This window comes from Prevotella sp. Sow4_E9_plate (assembly GCF_052116205.1).
Classification (GTDB): domain Bacteria; phylum Bacteroidota; class Bacteroidia; order Bacteroidales; family Bacteroidaceae; genus Prevotella.
The window spans coordinates 1-19,253 of sequence record NZ_JBQKLN010000011.1 but is presented as its reverse complement, the minus strand read 5'-3'; the positions used below and the strand labels follow the sequence as shown (position 1 = coordinate 19,253).

The following is a 19,253-nucleotide window of genomic DNA, read 5'->3' as shown; positions in this document are numbered from 1 at the left end:
TTACTGATTATCAATAAGTTAAAGAACATCACTAAAGAAACATTCACTTCTCTTAACTGAAATTTAACCATTTCTTAGTGAGTGCAAAGGTACGACTTTTTCCTGAGATATGCAAGCCAATTATTCTTAAAAAATAACCCAATAAGAAAGCTTAATTTCACAACAGTTAACAAATAAGTAAAAATCACAAACCCAAATATAAAGTTGCCACCACTATAAAAGGATATTTCCTAAAGAGTGATGGCAAAAAAATAACTATATTTTTGATAAAATACTTTCTATATCATCCATTAAGCTCTCTACGTTATCGATGATATTCTTTACTTCTTTTGGATTTTTATTGAATCCTGCATGATTGTAATCATTGCGCAACTTCCCTATACTCTGAAAGCTTGTAACAAACTGCTTATTCTCCCAGATTACTGAGTCATCTAACAATTTCTCTGCCAAGGCCGGATCATTAAAAACAGTTTTCTCGTTTGGACGGGTCTTTGCCCTTAAACACTGTCCCATCAGATTACGAAAGTTCTCTTCTTTGTAATCCAATTTGAAATGACAACATAAGAATGTTATCAATCCTTCTTCCAATAAGGTAGTTGTCTGCTGATACATCTTATTATCACAACACCATCTGGCTGCCTTGATACAATTCAAGATATCTTCCTTCGCACCAAAAATATCCAGGGACTCTTTAATCTTTTCAAACACAGGTTTTAGCTGTGGAATCGTGACTTTCTGTATATCTTTGGCAGCCTTTTCCAATAAGCCAACATTCTTGTTCTCAATGATAGTCAAGCCCCTACAAGTGATACGCTCACCCACCAAATCTTTCAGACGATTGACAAAAGCCCTCAATAGCTTGACGTCATCAGTTCGGGTACTTGGATCTTTCAGAATAGGGTTGATGGAAGATTCCGACAACTCATAAAGCTTCTGCACCTGGCCATAACGCAAATAATCAGAAGCCGCCAACGTCCAGTCCTGTAGAACAGAAAGTGGCAGCAGATCCATGATAGGCGCGATGTTGCTCTCCTGGTCACGTGCTTCGTAATTACCATAAAAGATAGCCTTCACCTTCACATTCTTAAGCAACTTGGCATAGTTGACAAGCACCACCAGCAGCATAGGAAGATAACGGAAGCTGTTGGTGATGTCAAGATACAGTTCATCACCGTCCTGAAGCTCATCAAAGATAACCTCAAATATCTCCCACATCTGCTCACTATCCTTCCCATCCGGAATCGCTATATCCCGGTAAGAGAGATTCATATCCAGCAATATCTTCTCCAATCCCTGATACGCTACCTCCTTCTGAAGCTTGGCACAGAAACGGGTCTTTAGATTCTTGTCCCAGTTATTCTTTCTTGCCAAATCCGTCAGGAGCATAAGAACCAGGTCGTTTTCTCCTCCCCAGTTCTCCTGCTGCTGTAGATATTCGAGTAAACTTTTCTGTACAAAAAGAGTCTCACTTCCCGTAAAATCATCCTTTCGGTACCGGCAAGTCTCATAGAAAGCCACTCCCAAGACAGATAAAAATACCCTTCTTCCCATAATGCTTAATCCTGATAATTCTCAAGAGACTTCTTCAAATCATGAACAAGCTTATCTCTTAAACTCTTAGGCTCCATGACTGTAACCTTGCTTCCATATGACAAGATTTTGCTTCTCAGCTCAAAGTTGTCATACACATATAAAGATACGTAAACATAATCCTTGTCGTCTCCGTATTCAGAAATTACTTTCTGAGATGCATGGATAGGCTTGCTCTCTATATATGGATACTCACCGCGTTCTATACGTAACTTCACTAAAATCGGTTCCGCACCATCCGGCTTGGTTACACCCACCACATTTTCAAAGTAAACAGAAAAATCAACGTCACATTCCTTATAATGAATATGCTGGTTGGCCTCCATCTTGAGAATTCGGTCCAGAGCCAGGTTGTAGATTTTGCCCTCCACCTCGTCTCTGTGCTTGGTGGCAATGAGATACCATCGCTGGTTATACTGCTTGAGGAACTGAGGAAATACGGTCCACTCACGCTTACCTCTTCCAGGAACCTCATATCTAATGTCCATGGTCTGATGCTGTATGATAGCCTTGAGTAAAAGCTCCAGCAAATCATGAGGTTTCACCCTTCCATGAGACTCCAGTAATACTTTTTCAAAAGAAATGACAGGACGATTATTATCGTCATACCCCATGAACTTGTTGATTTCATCAGTCAGGGTGGTCAAGGAAGACTCCAAGCCCAATCCCAGGAAATCACCCAAAGCTTTCTTGATTTTATCTAAATTGCATATAACAACTTGATTGGCAACAGTATCACCCTTAATAGAGAAACCAACATTTTGATATACCAAACATTGGCAGCCATCTCTTTTCTGATCCCTGTTTATTTTACCGCCTAGCTCGAATTCGATTTTTTCCAAGTCGTTACGATACGTACGATCTGTATACTGCACACCTAGTTTGTGATTACATTCGTCACAAATTTCCTTTACAGTCATTGGACGTTCATAATTGCGCAGACATTCATCAATGAGTTCCAAGCGCTTCTGATACATTATGATACCTTTTCCCATAATCATTAAATTATTAGTTAATGTATTTACCCGCCGTAATAAGCGATGTTCTTAAACTTTCAATAATCTTGCCCGAAGAGAAATTACTCTCCAAAGCGTGAGCCACAACATTTCTGTTTTTGGTAATCTCGAAATATACTCCTCTCAACTCAAATGGTATGAACTCCTTGTCATTGCAAATAACATCCTTAATTTTCTGACGCTCATCCTTGTCAAAAGGGTCGTGATTTGCAAGCTGACAGGCATAGGAAAGAATGCTCTCCTGCAAGGAAATTAAGGCAGCCGTATAGTTCATGTGCTTAAACTGCCACTGGGCCAGCTGATATTGGAACCGTGCTGGATCCTGCTCGGTTCCCTTGAAATTATTGAGAAAATCCTTCACCACCGGCTTCACAATCATTTCAGGAAGCATAGAATCAAAATCCTTTTTCATCAAAGCTCTCAAAGACTGGGTCTCCTGAGAGATGGCATACAGATGATTGAGATTCATCACATCCGAGAAATGCTTCAAACGATTGGTCACATCCGGATCCTCCTGCTGAATGAGCCCTGCAATCTGATAGGCATTTCCATACTGCTTGAAAGCCATGGCTCCCACAATCCAGTCATTGAGTTTGAGGATTTTCTTCAAATCCACAATCGGAGCATAACCATATTCCTTGCTCATCTCTATCATACCATAATATATATGAGAAATCTTGATATTCTTGCTGCTGACATTCCTCAGATAAAGAAGCAGATTCATGATGGTAATAGGCAATGAGCGGAAAGAATGGGTAACATCCACGATGAGTTCATCTCCCGTAGAGAGCAACTGGTTCAGCTGCAGGATGTTGTTGATATTCTCATTGATTTCCTCCTCATTCACGCCATATCTTATGAGAGCAAGATGGGCATCCTTTCCAATAGCCGCCTCTATCTCCTTGGCATGAGGGATATACAATTCACTCTTGCTGGTTGCCGCTTCACAATGTTCTGCGATTTCACAATAGACATCCTCGTCAACCACACCGCCGTTCTTCTCCTGAAAATAGCGATATACCTCTTCCCACATACAATGGGCAGTACCGATCAATATGACCTTATCTATATTCTGTGTTTCATAAAGAGCAGCTGCCATAAATGAGTATTCACCCAGATTCTCTTCACCCAGATGATAAGAAGCCCTGCGATATTCACGGGCAGACTTCTCCTCCCCCAATGTCCCCTTGTTCACCAGAGGACCTGTACCGATAAATGATATGAGTACCTTTGCCATAATATTACTGATTAAAGTTTTTAAATCTATCAGGAAGCTCCCGTCTGGAAAGCGTACCAAAGCCCACGCTACCACTCTTTCCCAACGCAATGCCGTCAGGAAGTTCCATGTTGCTGACAAACATCAGATCAAAGGTGTCAAACTTTACATGCTTGTAGCTCTGTTCCACAGGCTCTTTCAATTGAGTGATGGCACATTCTATCTGCTCAGCAGCATGATAGCCGATGCCCTTCAGAAAGGAAAGAATGTTGCCTGTGATGACCTGCTCCAGAAAATTTACCTTGTCGGTAAGAGCCAGCATGGAATGGTATTTCTTGAAGTTCTCATCAGTAAGAGCGATATAACAGCTCAGTCGATAAAGCTTCGGAGACTCTTCTATCTTAGGAAAATAAGGAGTCAGCGTACAATCCTCAACATGAAACTCCATCTCCTTCTGTCCTATCTTGAGACTGGCAGGAAACTTACCCACCAATTCCATCACTGCCATGGCTGCTTCCGCTATTCCGACGAGACAAACATGCCTGTCTATCACCTTGTACTGAACCAAGGGATATCCATATCTCAGCCCATTTGCCTCATGATTGTGAAAATAAGGATTTTCCCTGCCTGCCAAATCAATAATGGCCCCACGAAAACACCTGAGCCCGACTGAACTCAGGTTTTCCTTAAATTTCAATATCGCTATGTTAGTTGCTTCCATTTCTTGTTTTTGTGGCGAAAATACAAAAAAAATCCGATAAAACGCATTTTTTTGCTGAAAAAATAGTTTTTCCCATCTTTTTTTTATACTTTTACACCCACAATCTTAAAACAAAACAAGATGGAGAAAAATAAATACATATATGGAGCCTCCATACAGGGCATTCAAGGATTTATCTTCTCAACCAACTCACTTAAAGATGTCGTTGGTGGCAGTGAGTTGGTTGAGAAGGTATGTACCACTCTGTTTGAATCCACCTATGAGCAAGGGGGCACGTCAATCATCAAAGCAGCCGGTAACATCAAATGTGTCTATGACAACCTTCAGGAATGTGAGAAAACCGTCCTGGAGTTTCCAAAAACAGTGATGCTGGCTGCGCCCGGTATCACCATCAGCCAGGCTGTTGTAAAGGTAACGGAAGAAGAGTTCAAAGCAAACTTCGCTTCCTGCATGGATCAGCTGGAGAAAAAGCTGAAGAGCCAACGCAACAAACCTTCCAAGAGCATGACTGTAGGTTTCATGGGCGTAGAACGTTCAAGGACCACAGGTCTTCCAGCCGTCACTCAGGAAAGTCAGGAATACCTGGATGAGGGAACACTAAAGAAACGCAACTTATCAGTCGGCGGCAAAGCTACCATCACCCTGGCAGAAAAGAGCTTTGGCATCAAGGAACTCTCCCCTAAAAACATCGCCTTGGACATCAAGGACCTCACTGGAGAGAATGACTGGATTGCCATTATCCATGCAGATGGTAATGGTCTGGGGCAAATTCTGTCCAAGTTCAGCGGTTCCCCAAAAGAATTTGAGCGTTTTTCAACAAACCTCAATCAGGCTACCTGCCAGGCAGCTCATGCAGCCTTCAAGAAAGTATATACCGCTGAAGACTACAGACAAGATTCAAGCATCTTCCCTTTCCGCCCTGTAGTATTGGGTGGAGATGACATGACCATGATATGCAAGGCAAGCCTTGCCCTTGACTACGTGAAGGTCTATCTTGAAGAGTTCGAGAATGCCACCAAGCAAAAGCTGGGCGCAGAGAACGGACTCACAGCATGCGCAGGTATTGCCTTCATCAAGTCTTCCTATCCATTCCACTACGGATATGACCTGGCAGAAACCCTCTGTACACAGGCTAAAATCGTTTCAAAGAATCCACTCATCCAGAAAGATGCCCCAAATGCACCATCGAGTGTGATGTTCTATAAGGTACAGGGCAGCTTCATAGAAAGCTATCCTAATATGATCCTGAAGGAAAAGACCCCACAAAAGGGACTATCCTTCAACTTCGGACCTTACTTCCTGCACCAGACGGAGGAATACTGGACGATAGAAGACCTGAAAGATGCAGCCAATCAACTCAATGGTAAAGAGGGTAACGTAGCCAAGACCAGCATCAGAAAATGGATGACCGCCATGCACCAGAACACAGAAATGGCCAAGCAGGCTGCTGCTCGCAGCTATACCATGCTCTCAACTTCTACCAAGGGAACTTTCCTAAAAGCCATCACCCCTCAGAAGAGAACACTGTCTGAAGATGCGTTCTATCCTGCAGCGGATCTGCTGGACTTAAATACAATTCTCACCCAAAAAACAAAGGAAGGATAAAGCAATGAAAGACTTAAATATAAAAATAGAGTTCTTCTCACCATGGCATTGCGGGTCGGGACTCTCTGCCGGAGCAGACGCAGACTCCCTCGTCATCAAGGACACCAAAGGGCTGCCATATATTCCCGGCAAGACGATCAAAGGCCTCATTCGAGAAGCTGTAGAGGACTATGCTGCCCTCAGAGGTCTGGACATGGACCTGGAGAAAGCCTTCGGCAAGGCAGCTACCGCTGAAGAAGTGCTGCCATCCGGCACCCTGTTCTTCACCAATGCTACCCTCAAAGAAGACGAGGCTGAAAGTATCCTTTCCAACCATGTGGAAGACCTGCTATATATAAATAAGGTGGCAACAGCCATTGACGAAAAAAACGGAATCACCCAGGAGCATAGCCTTCGCACCATCGAAACCACCATTCCATGCACGCTCTATGCAACAATCCTTTATGTGGATGATGACATGGAAAGCGTACTGGAAGCGGCACTTGGCTTCATCAAACATATGGGAACAGGCAGAAACAGAGGCCTGGGCAGATGTAAATTCAGTATAGAGAAAGGAGGTAAGGCATGAAAACTCTTCAATTCAAATGTAAACTGCTCTCAGATGTCATCCTGAACCAGCGAGCTGCCACAGAAGGAAACCAGGAATCCCTGACCTTCATTCCAGGCAACTGCTTCCTGGGCATCGTAGCTAAAGACTACATGAACTTCCAGCCCCAAGAGCAGGCAGAAATCTTCCATAGCGGACATGTAAGATTCGGTGACGCACATCCGGCATCCAAGGATGCCAAGACAAGAAGCCTCCATGTTCCTGCATCCCTCTTCTACCCAAAGCTCAAATCCTTGAGTGAGGAAAGCTATATCCACCACTTCTATAGCCGCTCAGATGACAAGAATGGTATCCAAGGCCAGCCACAGCAGCTCAAGCAATGCCGCGAAGGCTACTATGAGTTTGCAGAGAACGAGGCTAACGCAGTAGAGAGTCTGAAGAACTTTGCCATCAAGAGTGCCTATGACAGAACCCTTCGCAAGAGTAAGGACAGCCAGATGTTCGGATATGAAGGACTGGAGAAGGGAAGCGAATTCTATTTCTCTGTAGAGATAGACAATGAAGCCCTTGCCCCTATCATCGAGGAAAAGCTGACAGGAAGAAAACATGTGGGTAGATCCAAGACGGCACAGTATGGCCTCATTGAAATCACGAAAGCTTCCTTCCAGGAAATTCCATCTGCAGCATCACAGTTCTCCATCAATGGAAGCAACTATATCACGGTCTATGCCGATGGCAGACTCATCTTCCTGGATGAAACAGGAACGGCAACCTTCCAGCCAACAGCCCAGATGCTGGGACTCAACGGAGAAATCGACTGGGAGAAGTCACAGATCAGAACCTTCCAATATGCTCCCTGGAATGGCAAGCGCCAAACCAGAGATGCAGACCGTGTGGGTATCGAAAAAGGTAGTGTCTTCGTTGTCAAGCTTGATGAGCTGCCAACACTCTCACAGCTTCCTTCCTATGTAGGCAACTATAAGAATGAGGGATTCGGTAAGGTCATCTACGGATGGAACCTGCTGCAAAAGGCAGGGGAAAATGGTCAGACAGCCCTTCAACTCACCCATAAGACAAAAGCTCAGGTTACAGAGACTAGAGCGCTGGAGGGAACACCGCTGCTAGCATTCCTGGCAAGAAAGAAGCACAAGAACAGTTCTTCTGTCTATATCTATGAACAGGTGAACAATTTCGTCAGTAAGTACAAGCCATTGTTCTCACAAGGCAAGTTCTCTTCTCAATGGGGAGCCATCCGCAGCATCGCCCTCCAGCATGCTACCATGAACAAGATTCTCCTTGAACTCTTCGACAAGAAGGAATTGAAAAAGCGAGAGCCGTCTCCAACAGATCCAAGAACCGAAGTCATAGAGTCAATCGGCTATATTACCCATGGAATCAAGGCCAAGGACTGGAAAGCCAAGCAGAGAGACAAAATCCTCAGAGAGTTTATAGAGAAGATGGGTAACAACCAGGAGTATGGAGACCTGTCTCAAAGAGCATTAGTGAACCTTGCCTCTGAAATGGCAAAAAAACAATAGAGCAATGCAGATAACAAAATATAAATATCGCATGATCGCGCGCATCACCCTGGAGGCAACATCACCTCTGGCAGTGGGTAGCGGCGAGAAGGACATCATTACAGATGCACCCGTGGCAAGAGACGTGAATGACCTGCCATATATCCCGGGCACATCACTCATGGGCATCATCCGTCACAGCCTGAAAGACCTGAAGGAGAGAGACTCTATCTTCGGATATCAGAAAGGAGACAAGGGAGAAGGCTCCAAGGTCCTCATTTCCGACGCACTGCTTCTAGGCAGCAACCAGAAGGCCATGGACGGACTTAAGAATATAGAGCAGGATGAGTATCTCAAGGCCTTTGAGGTACTGCCAATCCGCCAGCATGTAAGAATCACGGAAAAGGGTACAGGCGCCAACCATGGCAAGTTCGACGAACAGGTTGTGTATAAAGGCACCCGATTCATCTTCGAGATGGAACTCCTCTCAGAAACGAAGGATGACGAGAATATGCAGAACATTCTGAACACCATCTCCTCTCCTACCTTCAGAGTCGGCAGCGGAACGAGAAACGGTTTCGGAAGCATGAAGGTCGTGAGCTTGAAATACGCAAGCTATGACCTGACCCAGGAAAAGGACCTCGATGCCTACCTGAAAAAGTCATCATCGCTGGAAGAGGACTGGAATGAGGCCATCGAGAAGAAGCCAAGCGAACTGCAGGGGGCTGACTGGATCAAATATACCCTCACTCTCAAGCCTTTGAACTTCTTCCTGTTCTCATCAGGATTCGGAGACGAAGATGCCGATATGACACCCGTCAAGGAAAACTATGTGGACTGGTCAACCGGCAAGCCAGAAATCAAGGAGGCCAAGAGCCTGATACCGGCAACATCCGTCAAAGGAGCCATTTCACACCGTACAGCCTACCACTGGAACCGCCTCACGAAGCACTTTGTAGACAACGCAGAGGCTATCGCAAGCGACAGAAACAAGGCATGCCTGGATATCTTCGGCACCACACTGGACGAAGGAGACATCAAACCATCCAGAGGAAAGGCCATCTTCTCAGATGTCTTCATTGAGAACACGGACTCAAAGGTTCTTCCTCACATCAGGGTAGATAAGTTTACCGGTGGAGTGATGGACGGTGCCCTGTTCCAGGAAAAGGTAAGCACAGCGGAAAACCAGGAACTCGTGGAAGAGATCTGGGTTGAAAAGGAAGCCCTTCAAGACGAAGATGTCAGAAAGGCATTCGAGAAAGCCCTCCAGGACATCTGCGACGGCCTCCTGCCACTGGGCGGTGGTACCAACAGAGGAAATGGTATATTCATCGGAACACTTAACATACAAGAGTAAGCATGGAACATCAGATAAAAAATGCAAAATATGAAGGCTACCTCTGGCAAAGCGACCAGAGCAAACCAAGAATCATAGGAGAAGGAGAACCTCTTTCTCTTACCCTTACAGACGGCGAGAATCCTTTCGTCGTAGAGGGACTGCTGTGGAACCCGGAAGAAAACACTTCTATCCAGATCCGTTATGTGGATGGAAATTACTTCGTAACAACATACGAGGTAAAGCAGGAAGAACTGGATGGCTCTGCCACCACAACTCCGGTTACCTACCTGCCACACCGTCTTCCTGGCGTGAAGGCACTAAAGTTCCTGCGCCAGTGGGAAGAGGTGAAGGATGAGCTTTGTGAAAACATGCCTACCCTTCAGCTCAAGGCAAACATATTCGTTGGATTTGAAAAATAATGGAGGAACTGCAAAATGAAAATTACAGCACCCTATAATTTCGTGCCACTCAATGAAAAGGTGTTCTACCCTTCCTGGAGTGAGCAGGTAACTCAGGACTTGCCATTCTCAGACTCAGAGGATGGAGTGATCGAGGTGAAAATCAAGAACGTATCTCCTCTCTTCACACGCGACGGTGCACTGAATGAGCACTCTGCCCATATCATGGGTAAGGACGGAAAACGCCACTACTTCATCCCAGGCACCACCATCAAGGGAATGTTGCGTGAAATCATAGAAATCATGTCCTTTGGCAAGATGCAGGAGGACAAGGACTTCCAGAACAGATGGTTTGGTTATCGTGATGTGGCCAACAGAATGAATAAGGCTAAAAGCGCCGAATACCTCAATAAGGTAAATAATGCCATACCAGGCTGGCTCTCAAAGGAAGGTGAAAGATATTTCTTCACCCCATGCGATGGACAACTGGAAAAGATCAATAGCATAGAAGTAGGCTTGAATTTCCCAGGATATAAGCCAAATGGCTCTGTCTGGGAAACCAATGTTTCAGTAGGCTCGGATTCCAACCATTATCCTACCTATCCTGAGAGAGAAAAAGATGGAATAAACTACCGAATCGTCTGCACAGGACTCATGCAAGGTAAAAAACATGAACTGCTGTTCCCTTCAGACAGAGGTGAGAGCATCCCTTTAAGCGAAGAAACCATCAGAGCCTTCAAGAGTATCTATGAAGGAACTCCAGATTTCGCCAAGGAAAAAGAAGGAAAAGGCTGTTTCCTAATGGCTCTTGAAAAGGGTTATGAAATACCGGTATTCTATCTCAAGATGCAAAATGGTCAGGAGATCCTCGGTATGTCCAGAATGTTCAAACTCCCATTCAGAAACAATGTACGCCAACAGGTAGAAATCCTGCAAAAGGCCGACAAGACCAGACACGACCTGGGAGAAACCCTGTTCGGATACACTGGTGACGACAACCTGAAGGGAAGAGTACAAATCAGCCATGCCTTCATGGAGGGAACTGTAGAGGACTCTGAGCTTATTGAGACAAAGGGAATTCTGGGAACCCCTAAGGCCTCCTACTATCCTCTGTATCTGAAGCAACAGCATTCACCATACAAGACCTATGATGAAAACGAGGGTATCGCAGGAAGAAAGCTATATCGAATCCACTCTAAGGGAACCACCACCCAGCTTCCACAAGGAGAAAACAAGAATGTGGGAACAACATTCAAGGCCCTTCCTGCTGGACAAACCTTTACCCTGAGAATCTCCTTGCATAACACAAGAGAAGCTGAGATTGGAGCTATATTGGCTGCCCTTACTTTCAATATGACTCCAGAGGTATTCTTCAACCTGGGTATGGCCAAGGCTTTTGGCTTCGGCAAATGCCACATCGATAAGGAAGACATCACCCTTCGCGGCTTTAGCCAGGACATGAACTACTATATGCAGCGCTTTGAAGAAATGATGTCGGTGTTCACTTATGAGAACTACCAGCAATTGTGGGCACAAACCGAAAGCATCACCCAACTCGTCAATATCCTCAGTGAACATACAGACGATGAAGTCAGAATGATGGAGATGAAAGAGTATGGAGACAGCAAGTTCGAGAAGAAGAATCCTTTCAACAAGATTCAGGAAAAAGGTACACCAATCCACTCATGGCTTACGGATGAAGACAAGGATAAGATCAGAGACCTTGCACTCAAGGCTAAAGGTGAAAGAGCAGAAAAAGAAGCCCGCAGATCACTCTCCGAGCAATATGCGCTCGCCAAGAGCTGTGTAGAAGCCAAGGAATACCAAGAGGCTAAGAAACTCTATAACGACATCATGGATGAACTTCTCAAAAAAGGAATTAACATCCAGGAAGAAAGACAAATAGTTGCCGATATCGATGAACAGATTGCCAAGCAGGAAGAAGAGAAAAAGCAACAAGCAGAACAAGATGTCCTGATAACTATAACAAATAAACTTGAAGCTGGTCTTGGCGCCACCCTTGACAAACTCGCAGGAGATGGCGTAAACTATAGCATCAAGGACTTCAAGGTATGCTTCCAAAAGGTGGAGAAATGGCTGAAAGACTCCAAGGCATCACAGCTCAAAGAATCCGACAGCAACGACCTCTTCAATACCTCAATGCGCTTGCTACAGGAACCATCCAAGAAGGAAGTGAAGGAACTTGCCAAGCCATTTGACAAGAGTGGCATCTGGAGAAAGCTGACAGGCTTCCTTGGCGAAGACAAGGCCAAGGAACTTTATGATTCCTACCAAAAGTAAGAAAGAATATTAATCCCATACCAAGGTCACCCTACCTTGATATGGGATTTTTTGAGGTAGATACTCTAATACTCATTATATAATTTATAGTTATTTTGTTGATATTGTTCTACCAATATTTTAGCTTTATCTGTAATATTTATAATATTAGCTTTTAATAATCTTTTATAACTACTTAAGATAAAACTATAACAAGTTTGCTCAGAATCATATAATTCTTCTTTACACTCTTCCCATTCTTCAATAGTTAAGATTTTAAGACCGTTAAATCCTCCTATATAAACTTCATTTGTAGTCATAAAGTTTATATCCTTAGTTCTAAACATCCCATATTTATCTGGACCCAAGTTAGTATTTTTAAACCCTTGTCTCCATATATACTTATGGAGTGTCATACACTCAATTAGAGTGTTAGCATTACCTATTTTAGTAAGCCAACACTCATAGTTATTAACAAGACTTTGTTGAAGTTTGTAATCTTCAATATCCTTGATTACTTCACTGCTATGGAAAATTTTATTCCAAATGTTGTATCGTTTCATTATTGTTATATCATTAAGTTATTTGCAGGTTTAAACATAGTCCTGTCAACTTGCAGTGACCTATGGTCTAGCACAAACTAACCCTAAAAAGCTTTGTGTGAATTAGCAATGTCTTAATCCTTGTTGTAGTGGACGATGGTCTCGTACAAATGGTGTAACTCACTACATTGAGCCATACAGCAATGTCTTAATCCTTGTTGTAGTGGACAATGGTCTCGTACCCGTAATTAATACAGTAGACATGTTTGAAGAAGCAAAGTCTTAATCCTTGTTGTAGTGGTAGATAGTCTCGTACACAAAGTAGAGGCAACAATAGGGGCAATATATTTGTCTTAATCCTTATTGTAGTTGAAGAAGGTCTCGTACTATAAAAGTTACGGTTGTACATTCTGAGTCTCGTATCAAAATCCTTGTTGTAGTTGAGGATGGTCTCGTACAAGGTATGCAATTAAATATTGATTTTATCTTTGCAGCGTGTCTTAATCCTTATTGTAGTGGAAGATGGTCTCGTACTTAATTCTTATTAAGGTGTTTGCATTTATGGGAACAGGTCTTAATCCTTATTGTAGTGGAAGATAGTCTCGTACCAATTCATCAATCTGGTTTGTGTAGACAGCTTTCCAAGTCTTAATCCTTATTGTAGTGGAAGATGGTCTCGTACTAGGTGATGATCTTACAATGTGTAAAATTGGACTTAGTCTTAATCCTTATTGTAGTGGAAGATGGTCTCGTACAAGCAGGTTCATTCTTCTTTGTATGTGGTGACACTGGTCTTAATCCTTATTGTAGTGGAAGATGGTCTCGTACCTTTCTCATAACTCTTTAACACATTACCATTATGATGTCTTAATCCTTATTGTAGTGGAAGATGGTCTCGTACATATAGAATTCGCTATGTTGCAATGGGACTTGTTGTCTTAATCCTTATTGTAGTGGAAGATGGTCTCGTACAGCGGTATCACCGTTGGTAATTTGGAGGGAGAACGGTCTTAATCCTTATTGTAGTGGAAGATGGTCTCGTACATCTTTTAGAGATTTACGTGCTCATCAAGGAGGGCGTCTTAATCCTTATTGTAGTGGAAGATGGTCTCGTACTCGACCTTATAAGACTTTACTGATTATCAATAAGTTAAAGAACTTCGCTAAACAAATATTCACTTTCCTTAACCGAAAATTAACTATTTCTTAGCGAGTGCAAAGGTACGACTTTTTTTCAAGATATGCAAGCCAATTATTCTTAAATATTTAGCCATTTTTATCCCCAAAATTTAACTCTGTTAACAAAATGGGGAGACAGAAACCTAAAGACAAACGACAAGACCACCCCCCAAACCACTATTCTGCACAAACAAACATCAGAAAAAGAAGGCTATCTCCTACCATAAATCTAGCATATCCATCACTCCCAACCATTAGAGATTCCAGTCAATGACTACCTCTCAGAGAATGAATCCATCAAGGGAATGACCAGAAGCAGAGAAACCCATATATTTCTCTATATGCAAAAATTCGCACAACAATTAAAACACTACTAATATGAAAGAGCAGACTGTATCATTGGGAACCAAGATCGTGGCTGCCAATGAAAAATATACATCTATCAACATGATAGACCTATTCGAGATGCTTGCTCACCCAGAGCCATCACTCAGAAATCAGGCAGAAGTCCTGCGCAGTATCCAGCGCATGGACAGTGCCAAATACAACCTGATGAAAAAATAACTCCCCTACTTTGTCTGTGCCCACTTTGACCCAGACTACAGAAGAAAGGAAAACTTCTCATCAGTATCTTTGCAAGTGTCCTCGCTGGGCAGCCTTGAGCCACCACTCATGAGCCTTGGCATGATTTTCTGTGGTTCCCTGCCCAAGATAATAGGCATTGGCAGCATTTACCTGTGACTGTACATCTCCTTTTTCTGCAGCTATAAGATACCAATGAAGTGCTTTTTCGTAGTCCTGTTCTACCCCGTCACCTAGATAATAGCATTCTGCCACATTGTAACAGGCATAAATATCGCCCAGTGTAGCGGCTTTCATGTACCATTCAAAAGCAGTGGCATGATTCTCCACAACACCGATGCCCTGTGCATATCACACACCCATGTTGTTCATTGCCATCAGATCTCCTTCCAGGGCCTGCTGGCGATATTTACTTGCTGTTTCACGATCTTTTTTCATACAGGAGCCTTAATTATGAGCAAAGTTTTAACAGTCCATCGCTTCTGCATCATCTTACTGATAAAGGAATGGACAAAAAATCTTCCGGTATCTCTATATCTTCAGGCTGAAGGTAAGTGGTGTAGTAAGAATCTTGATGTTCATCCTCCATTTTGTCTATGATTGGCATTTCTGATACATCCAACTCAAACGCATTAAGTCTATCCTTGATATAGGCATTAATCTGCGATTTTCCCTGATTGATGCTGCGTCCCCTGTTTTCAGAGTCATCCACTCTTTCCATCCATTCACTAAAATCCCTTGCAGGATGATTGAAAAGCAGATTGTAAACATCCCTTAGCCATTCTTTGGAACCTTGCTTGGTAAATTTACAATATCTACCTCTACCGTTTCTGAAGAATTCATGAAGGTACATATGTTCACCGAGTTTCTGTCTGATGAGTGTACATACATACACCATTCTTTGGTCTTTTGAACCAACCTTGATGTTGAAAGACTCCCCGTTTACATTAATCTTGATAGCCCAAAGTTCCTTGGTTCTCCTTCCTTCAGGAAGTTTCCATTGTTCCGGCATTTTAACGATTGATACCTTGATTTTAGGTGCCTCTAAAAGCCCAGTAGAAACAGCAATATTCAAATGAGCTTTTGTTTCCTCATAGGACATGTCTTCACTAACAACATCCATCGCTTTTTTCATGAACGAAATCAGATTGATTCCTTGATTCATGATGTCATCCAGACAATACCACAGCATGTGTTTGAAGTCATACCCTTCCTCGCCAGTAGCAGAATCTTCCCGGCGTGTATATGGAAGCAGAATCATATCTATGCCTTCATTGTATGTGTAAGCTGGATTATTATTTTCTAGCCACTGCACAGTCTCTATGAATCCATCTACATGAAATCTTTCAGAGAAGGCAAGAGGCTTTGTAGTATCTCTATTTTTCAAAGGATATATACCTTTTTCTTCATTCAAAAGACCTGGAATGAAATAACGGATATTCTTAGTCCTATAATGCAGATATTCATAGTTATTAAAAACCAATCGCATTGCCGGAGTTTGATAGTTTAAATTGCTCAAAAGAATAATATACCAGTTATGTTTACCAGGATTACTATTGGGCCACAATGATTCCCAATAGTGCAAATCTTTGTATGATCTAATTCCAAGCATATTGACAATAGCATTAAGATAATACAATACTTACTTTTTCCTATTGCAAAGTCTCTAATCTTCTTTTACAATAGGGTATAATTCAATAAACTCGCCATTATGAGACTTACCATCATTGATGAGTTTGGCAAATTTCTCGCCCACCTTGTCAGTCGTATGAAACCCCGGCAAGTCCATATTGCCATTCAAATCTGTAGTGGTAGGTCCAGGATGTACGCTGAAAATCTCCACAGGAATGTTATTCTGCTTAAACTCCATTGCCATCACACCCATCATAGCATTCTGGGCTGCTTTGCTTGCTACGTAAGCCAATGGATGCCAATAAGGACTGATTTCGCTTGGTACTGTCACATTCACAATTCTACCTTCGTTTTGCTTGATGAGCGGAAGGAGTGCCTGGGTGATGGCTAATGTCCCAAAGTAATTTACATCAGTAGTTTCCTTGATATTCTTCATATCAGTATCCCAACTTGTCTTTGACATATCTCCCGGAATACCTGCATTATTTACCAGGAGATTGAGCGAAGGATATTTCTCATTGATTTCCTTTGCTGCCTTGCTGATACTAGTCTGGTTACTCAGTTCTATTTCCACCCATCCCAGAACAGTACATCCTGCGTCCTGTAACTTGCTCATTGCATCCAAAGCTCTTGCTTCATTGCGAGCTCCGATAATAATGTCCCAGCCAGACTGGCCAAGATATTTACTGATTCCAAAGCCAATACCTTTGTTGGCACCAGTAATAAAAGCTGTTTTATTCATTCCTTATAATTATTTAAAAGTTCAGTAAAATGAATTCTAAATAGAAACCATTTATTGCCAATGCAAAGATACGATTTTTTCATTTAAAAGACGAATGATTTTCCAAATTTCTTTAATACTAATTGTGTCATAAATATAGTTTGCATAAAATGACTATACTTATATTCTTACAATAAGAATGCACTTACAAAACATCAGTTATTATAACTGGTGTAGAAAAGCTGGAGTTAGAAAGCAGGACTAAGGAGTTGTAAATCTTCCTTAGCCCTGCTTTTCATATATTTAATCAGCCAGTTCCACCAATAATCCGTTGACAGGATAATAAATGTAACGTTTGATGACTTTTTCTCCGCCAGGATACGGGCATGAGACTCCACATGGGCAGCAGGAGCCACCTGTGAAGAAATCTCCATCAGATAGTGTACACCACCCACTTTGTCAATCTCGCCCATCTTGGAGAGCTCATCGTTCAGCGTCATAATATCCACAGGACGTTCGTCCATATTCATATTACGGATAGCCTCGTATATCTTCTGATGGCGAGGTTCGTAGAAAGTTTCGGGTTTGAGCAGCTCCGATACCACAGAAAAGGCATCAGAGTCAACCATCAAAGCACCGAGCACCACCCTCTCGATTTCTACAGCCTGCGGCTGAACATGTGCGAAATTAGGATCAATCGGGGGAGCTCCTTTTTTTCCATTATTTCTTTGTCTATTATCTGTCATAATGACTTCGCTTTCTTATTTACTCATTGTTTATTACTTTAATAAGCAAGTGCAAAGTTACTAAAAGTTTTTGTATTGTAGGAAGTGTTTTCTTACTTTACCCAAACAACCAATCGCACAGTTTATTCATTGAAGATTTACTTTTTATTCTTTCGTAGTCAGTCAGATCTATAGTAGGCGTAATATGGAAATCATTGCTCTCATTAAGTTTGTCAGCCATATCCATGAAAATCTTATCATGGTTGGCTGTATTTAAATGATAGACTGCTGACAAGTAGTAATGAAGCATTTCATGTATCAAGATACTGAGCAGCTGATACATGGTGTATCTGTATCTCCCGCAGATTTCTATGACAATGAAATTGTCATTCTGCCCTATATACTCATATCTGAAGTTACCAATTATTGTCTTGGAGTTGTTGATTATGAATGTTGGAGTCTCAAGTGAGAAATCAAACAATTGCATATTGTATAGATTGAAGAGATTCTCCAATAAATATGCTGATTGAAGTTGCAATTTCATTGCAAGTATATTCAACGGTGTCATCTCCCATTCTCCGTATGAACCGTCTGACATTGGAAAAAATGTTCTCATCTGTTCTTCTATTTTTTGGTTTCTAAAACAGTTTTCCTTTCATAGCAGCTTTTAAAAGCTCTGCCCCTGATAGCTCTTCATCATTGTCAGCTTCCAGTTGGTCAATGTTCACTTTATATTGCTGAGGATAGCGTTTGAATTCCTCGGCCATACGCATGATTCCCTGATAGCAGCAGTAAGCAGGTGTATTGGACCATTTTGCAGACATGGATGGTACTGCAGGATCAAACTTTTCATCTATTACTGTAATGCCGAACATCTCTTGAATGACCTCTTTAGTGAGATTGATGAAGTAGGGGATACGTATCACCTTGAACCCTTCGCCTTCATAGATGGCCTGGTTCTTACGGTCTTTTCTGATGTTCGCTGGATTTGTATAGTGCTGGAGTCCGTCAAACTCTATGATGATCTTTTCTTCTTCACATAGGTAGTCCGGACGAATTCGGTAGCTCTTTCCGCTGCGTTTTCCGAATGGTTTATCGTGAATCCAGGTTTTACCGGGATACAGGGTAGGTAAATATTCATCCAGTCCAATGAAATTGCATTCCGGATTCTTCTTTGCGGCATTTTCTGCCATCTCTCTGGTTTCTCTGATGTATGTACCTTTCGGATTTTTTTGAAGTTTATCATTCATAATAATAACTTTTTTATTTCGGTTGCAAAGTTACTGCTTTTTTCTTGGAGAATAAAATCGGTTATACGTATAATATTACTGAGCCCACTTTAAAAAGGGGCATATTTTGAATTCAGTCTGACCAGTGTGGTCATTCAGAGTGAAACATAGCAATCGGCTCCGCTGGTGAATATCTTTCGAGAAATTGCCTTGAAAGAGCCGAAAGCTTCTCTGATAGGCCCGAAAAGGGCAAATATCGATCTTTGAAATGTTGAAATCTGGAATATTACCATCCTTCGGAGGTTCATCCACATACATCTGCTATATGCATGCATACGATGTTTGAGCAAGCCCCTGTATCGGGTCTTGCCATTACGTGTATGAAAACTGTATTGGAACATGGCTGCTTCAACG

At 42.4% G+C, this 19,253-nt stretch carries 18 protein-coding genes, 1 pseudogene and 1 CRISPR repeat array; of the genes and pseudogenes, 7 read left to right on the top strand and 12 right to left on the bottom strand.

The window, feature by feature from the left end:
• Nucleotides 1-255: 255 nt before the first annotated feature.
• From csx2 (ACTQ53_RS06195) to ACTQ53_RS06180, 4 genes are read right to left on the bottom strand one after another with little or no spacing between them, the layout of a single operon-like run.
• Nucleotides 256-1,551 carry a TIGR02221 family CRISPR-associated protein gene (gene csx2, locus ACTQ53_RS06195; protein ID WP_441932444.1) on the bottom strand — a complete coding sequence of 432 codons (1,296 nt, stop codon included), beginning with the start codon at nucleotides 1,549-1,551 and terminating at the stop codon, nucleotides 256-258.
• 5 nt (nucleotides 1,552-1,556) lie between these two features.
• A complete protein-coding gene (locus ACTQ53_RS06190) occupies nucleotides 1,557-2,585 on the bottom strand; it encodes a helix-turn-helix transcriptional regulator (protein WP_441932443.1) in 1,029 nt (342 codons plus the stop codon).
• A gap of 13 nt (nucleotides 2,586-2,598) precedes the next feature.
• On the bottom strand, nucleotides 2,599-3,843 hold the full coding sequence (gene csx2 / locus ACTQ53_RS06185) for a TIGR02221 family CRISPR-associated protein (RefSeq protein ID WP_441932442.1): 1,245 nt from the start codon (nucleotides 3,841-3,843) through the stop codon (nucleotides 2,599-2,601).
• Between the two features lie 4 nt (nucleotides 3,844-3,847).
• Nucleotides 3,848-4,543: a CRISPR-associated endonuclease Cas6 gene (locus ACTQ53_RS06180; protein ID WP_441932441.1), complete on the bottom strand. Its 696-nt coding sequence runs from the start codon at nucleotides 4,541-4,543 to the stop codon at nucleotides 3,848-3,850.
• 120 nt (nucleotides 4,544-4,663) lie between these two features.
• On the opposite strand from ACTQ53_RS06180, the gene ACTQ53_RS06175 reads away from it, so the two are divergent.
• The 6 genes from ACTQ53_RS06175 to ACTQ53_RS06150 are packed head-to-tail and all read left to right on the top strand — an operon-like array spanning nucleotide 4,664 to nucleotide 12,250.
• Entirely contained in the window at nucleotides 4,664-6,148 is a 1,485-nt protein-coding gene (locus ACTQ53_RS06175; RefSeq protein ID WP_441932440.1) for a Cas10/Cmr2 second palm domain-containing protein, read from the top strand.
• A gap of 4 nt (nucleotides 6,149-6,152) precedes the next feature.
• On the top strand, nucleotides 6,153-6,716 hold the full coding sequence (locus ACTQ53_RS06170) for an RAMP superfamily CRISPR-associated protein (protein WP_441932439.1): 564 nt from the start codon (nucleotides 6,153-6,155) through the stop codon (nucleotides 6,714-6,716).
• Nucleotides 6,713-8,233: a hypothetical protein gene (locus ACTQ53_RS06165; RefSeq protein ID WP_441932438.1), complete on the top strand. Its 1,521-nt coding sequence runs from the start codon at nucleotides 6,713-6,715 to the stop codon at nucleotides 8,231-8,233. The genes ACTQ53_RS06170 and ACTQ53_RS06165 overlap by 4 nt, the downstream gene beginning before the upstream one ends.
• Before the next feature lie 4 nt (nucleotides 8,234-8,237).
• Nucleotides 8,238-9,569: an RAMP superfamily CRISPR-associated protein gene (locus tag ACTQ53_RS06160; protein WP_441932437.1), complete on the top strand. Its 1,332-nt coding sequence runs from the start codon at nucleotides 8,238-8,240 to the stop codon at nucleotides 9,567-9,569.
• A 2-nt stretch (nucleotides 9,570-9,571) separates the two neighbouring features.
• Nucleotides 9,572-9,970: a TIGR04423 family type III CRISPR-associated protein gene (locus ACTQ53_RS06155; RefSeq protein WP_287624273.1), complete on the top strand. Its 399-nt coding sequence runs from the start codon at nucleotides 9,572-9,574 to the stop codon at nucleotides 9,968-9,970.
• A 15-nt stretch (nucleotides 9,971-9,985) separates the two neighbouring features.
• Nucleotides 9,986-12,250, top strand: coding sequence for a TIGR03986 family type III CRISPR-associated RAMP protein (locus ACTQ53_RS06150; protein ID WP_441932436.1), 2,265 nt, complete (start codon nucleotides 9,986-9,988; stop codon nucleotides 12,248-12,250).
• Nucleotides 12,251-12,315: 65 nt separating this feature from the next.
• On the opposite strand, the gene ACTQ53_RS06145 is transcribed toward ACTQ53_RS06150, so the two are convergent.
• Complete coding sequence (locus ACTQ53_RS06145; protein WP_441932435.1) at nucleotides 12,316-12,792, bottom strand: hypothetical protein; 477 nt, start codon at nucleotides 12,790-12,792, stop codon at nucleotides 12,316-12,318.
• A 110-nt stretch (nucleotides 12,793-12,902) separates the two neighbouring features.
• A CRISPR array of direct repeats spans nucleotides 12,903-13,887; the repeat unit is 37 nt; unit sequence GTCTTAATCCTTATTGTAGTGGAAGATGGTCTCGTAC.
• 441 nt (nucleotides 13,888-14,328) lie between these two features.
• On the opposite strand from ACTQ53_RS06145, the gene ACTQ53_RS06140 reads away from it, so the two are divergent.
• The gene (locus ACTQ53_RS06140; RefSeq protein WP_441932434.1) at nucleotides 14,329-14,514 is read left to right on the top strand and encodes a hypothetical protein; all 186 of its coding nucleotides are present in this window, start codon (nucleotides 14,329-14,331) and stop codon (nucleotides 14,512-14,514) included.
• A 60-nt stretch (nucleotides 14,515-14,574) separates the two neighbouring features.
• On the opposite strand, the gene ACTQ53_RS06135 is transcribed toward ACTQ53_RS06140, so the two are convergent.
• The 7 genes and pseudogenes from ACTQ53_RS06135 to ACTQ53_RS06105 all read right to left on the bottom strand — a co-directional run.
• Nucleotides 14,575-14,871 (bottom strand): tetratricopeptide repeat protein, encoded by a 297-nt coding sequence (locus ACTQ53_RS06135; RefSeq protein WP_441932491.1) that lies wholly within the window; start codon nucleotides 14,869-14,871, stop codon nucleotides 14,575-14,577.
• Between the two features lie 148 nt (nucleotides 14,872-15,019).
• Nucleotides 15,020-15,919 carry a hypothetical protein gene (locus ACTQ53_RS06130; protein WP_441932433.1) on the bottom strand — a complete coding sequence of 300 codons (900 nt, stop codon included), beginning with the start codon at nucleotides 15,917-15,919 and terminating at the stop codon, nucleotides 15,020-15,022.
• 279 nt (nucleotides 15,920-16,198) lie between these two features.
• The gene (locus ACTQ53_RS06125) at nucleotides 16,199-16,906 is read right to left on the bottom strand and encodes an SDR family NAD(P)-dependent oxidoreductase (RefSeq protein ID WP_441932432.1); all 708 of its coding nucleotides are present in this window, start codon (nucleotides 16,904-16,906) and stop codon (nucleotides 16,199-16,201) included.
• Between the two features lie 227 nt (nucleotides 16,907-17,133).
• Nucleotides 17,134-17,631, bottom strand: coding sequence for a DnaB-like helicase N-terminal domain-containing protein (locus tag ACTQ53_RS06120; protein WP_441932431.1), 498 nt, complete (start codon nucleotides 17,629-17,631; stop codon nucleotides 17,134-17,136).
• Nucleotides 17,632-17,728: 97 nt separating this feature from the next.
• Complete coding sequence (locus ACTQ53_RS06115; protein WP_441932430.1) at nucleotides 17,729-18,154, bottom strand: SprT-like domain-containing protein; 426 nt, start codon at nucleotides 18,152-18,154, stop codon at nucleotides 17,729-17,731.
• Between the two features lie 94 nt (nucleotides 18,155-18,248).
• Nucleotides 18,249-18,860, bottom strand: a complete 612-nt coding sequence (locus ACTQ53_RS06110; protein WP_441932429.1) for a DUF559 domain-containing protein — start codon at nucleotides 18,858-18,860, stop codon at nucleotides 18,249-18,251.
• A gap of 134 nt (nucleotides 18,861-18,994) precedes the next feature.
• Nucleotides 18,995-19,253, bottom strand: a pseudogene (locus ACTQ53_RS06105) (transposase); the annotation flags it as partial.

Bases quoted from the DNA above. Each gene is read 5' to 3' on its own strand.
- csx2 (WP_441932444.1), bottom strand. From the start codon at position 1,551: ATGGGAAGAAGGGTATTTTTATCTGTCTTGGGAGTGGCTTTCTATGAG.
- ACTQ53_RS06190 (WP_441932443.1), bottom strand. From the start codon at position 2,585: ATGGGAAAAGGTATCATAATGTATCAGAAGCGCTTGGAACTCATTGAT.
- csx2 (WP_441932442.1), bottom strand. From the start codon at position 3,843: ATGGCAAAGGTACTCATATCATTTATCGGTACAGGTCCTCTGGTGAAC.
- ACTQ53_RS06180 (WP_441932441.1), bottom strand. From the start codon at position 4,543: ATGGAAGCAACTAACATAGCGATATTGAAATTTAAGGAAAACCTGAGT.
- ACTQ53_RS06175 (WP_441932440.1), top strand. From the start codon at position 4,664: ATGGAGAAAAATAAATACATATATGGAGCCTCCATACAGGGCATTCAA.
- ACTQ53_RS06170 (WP_441932439.1), top strand. From the start codon at position 6,153: ATGAAAGACTTAAATATAAAAATAGAGTTCTTCTCACCATGGCATTGC.
- ACTQ53_RS06165 (WP_441932438.1), top strand. From the start codon at position 6,713: ATGAAAACTCTTCAATTCAAATGTAAACTGCTCTCAGATGTCATCCTG.
- ACTQ53_RS06160 (WP_441932437.1), top strand. From the start codon at position 8,238: ATGCAGATAACAAAATATAAATATCGCATGATCGCGCGCATCACCCTG.
- ACTQ53_RS06155 (WP_287624273.1), top strand. From the start codon at position 9,572: ATGGAACATCAGATAAAAAATGCAAAATATGAAGGCTACCTCTGGCAA.
- ACTQ53_RS06150 (WP_441932436.1), top strand. From the start codon at position 9,986: ATGAAAATTACAGCACCCTATAATTTCGTGCCACTCAATGAAAAGGTG.
- ACTQ53_RS06145 (WP_441932435.1), bottom strand. From the start codon at position 12,792: ATGAAACGATACAACATTTGGAATAAAATTTTCCATAGCAGTGAAGTA.
- ACTQ53_RS06140 (WP_441932434.1), top strand. From the start codon at position 14,329: ATGAAAGAGCAGACTGTATCATTGGGAACCAAGATCGTGGCTGCCAAT.
- ACTQ53_RS06125 (WP_441932432.1), bottom strand. From the start codon at position 16,906: ATGAATAAAACAGCTTTTATTACTGGTGCCAACAAAGGTATTGGCTTT.
- ACTQ53_RS06120 (WP_441932431.1), bottom strand. From the start codon at position 17,631: ATGACAGATAATAGACAAAGAAATAATGGAAAAAAAGGAGCTCCCCCG.
- ACTQ53_RS06115 (WP_441932430.1), bottom strand. From the start codon at position 18,154: ATGAAATTGCAACTTCAATCAGCATATTTATTGGAGAATCTCTTCAAT.
- ACTQ53_RS06110 (WP_441932429.1), bottom strand. From the start codon at position 18,860: ATGAATGATAAACTTCAAAAAAATCCGAAAGGTACATACATCAGAGAA.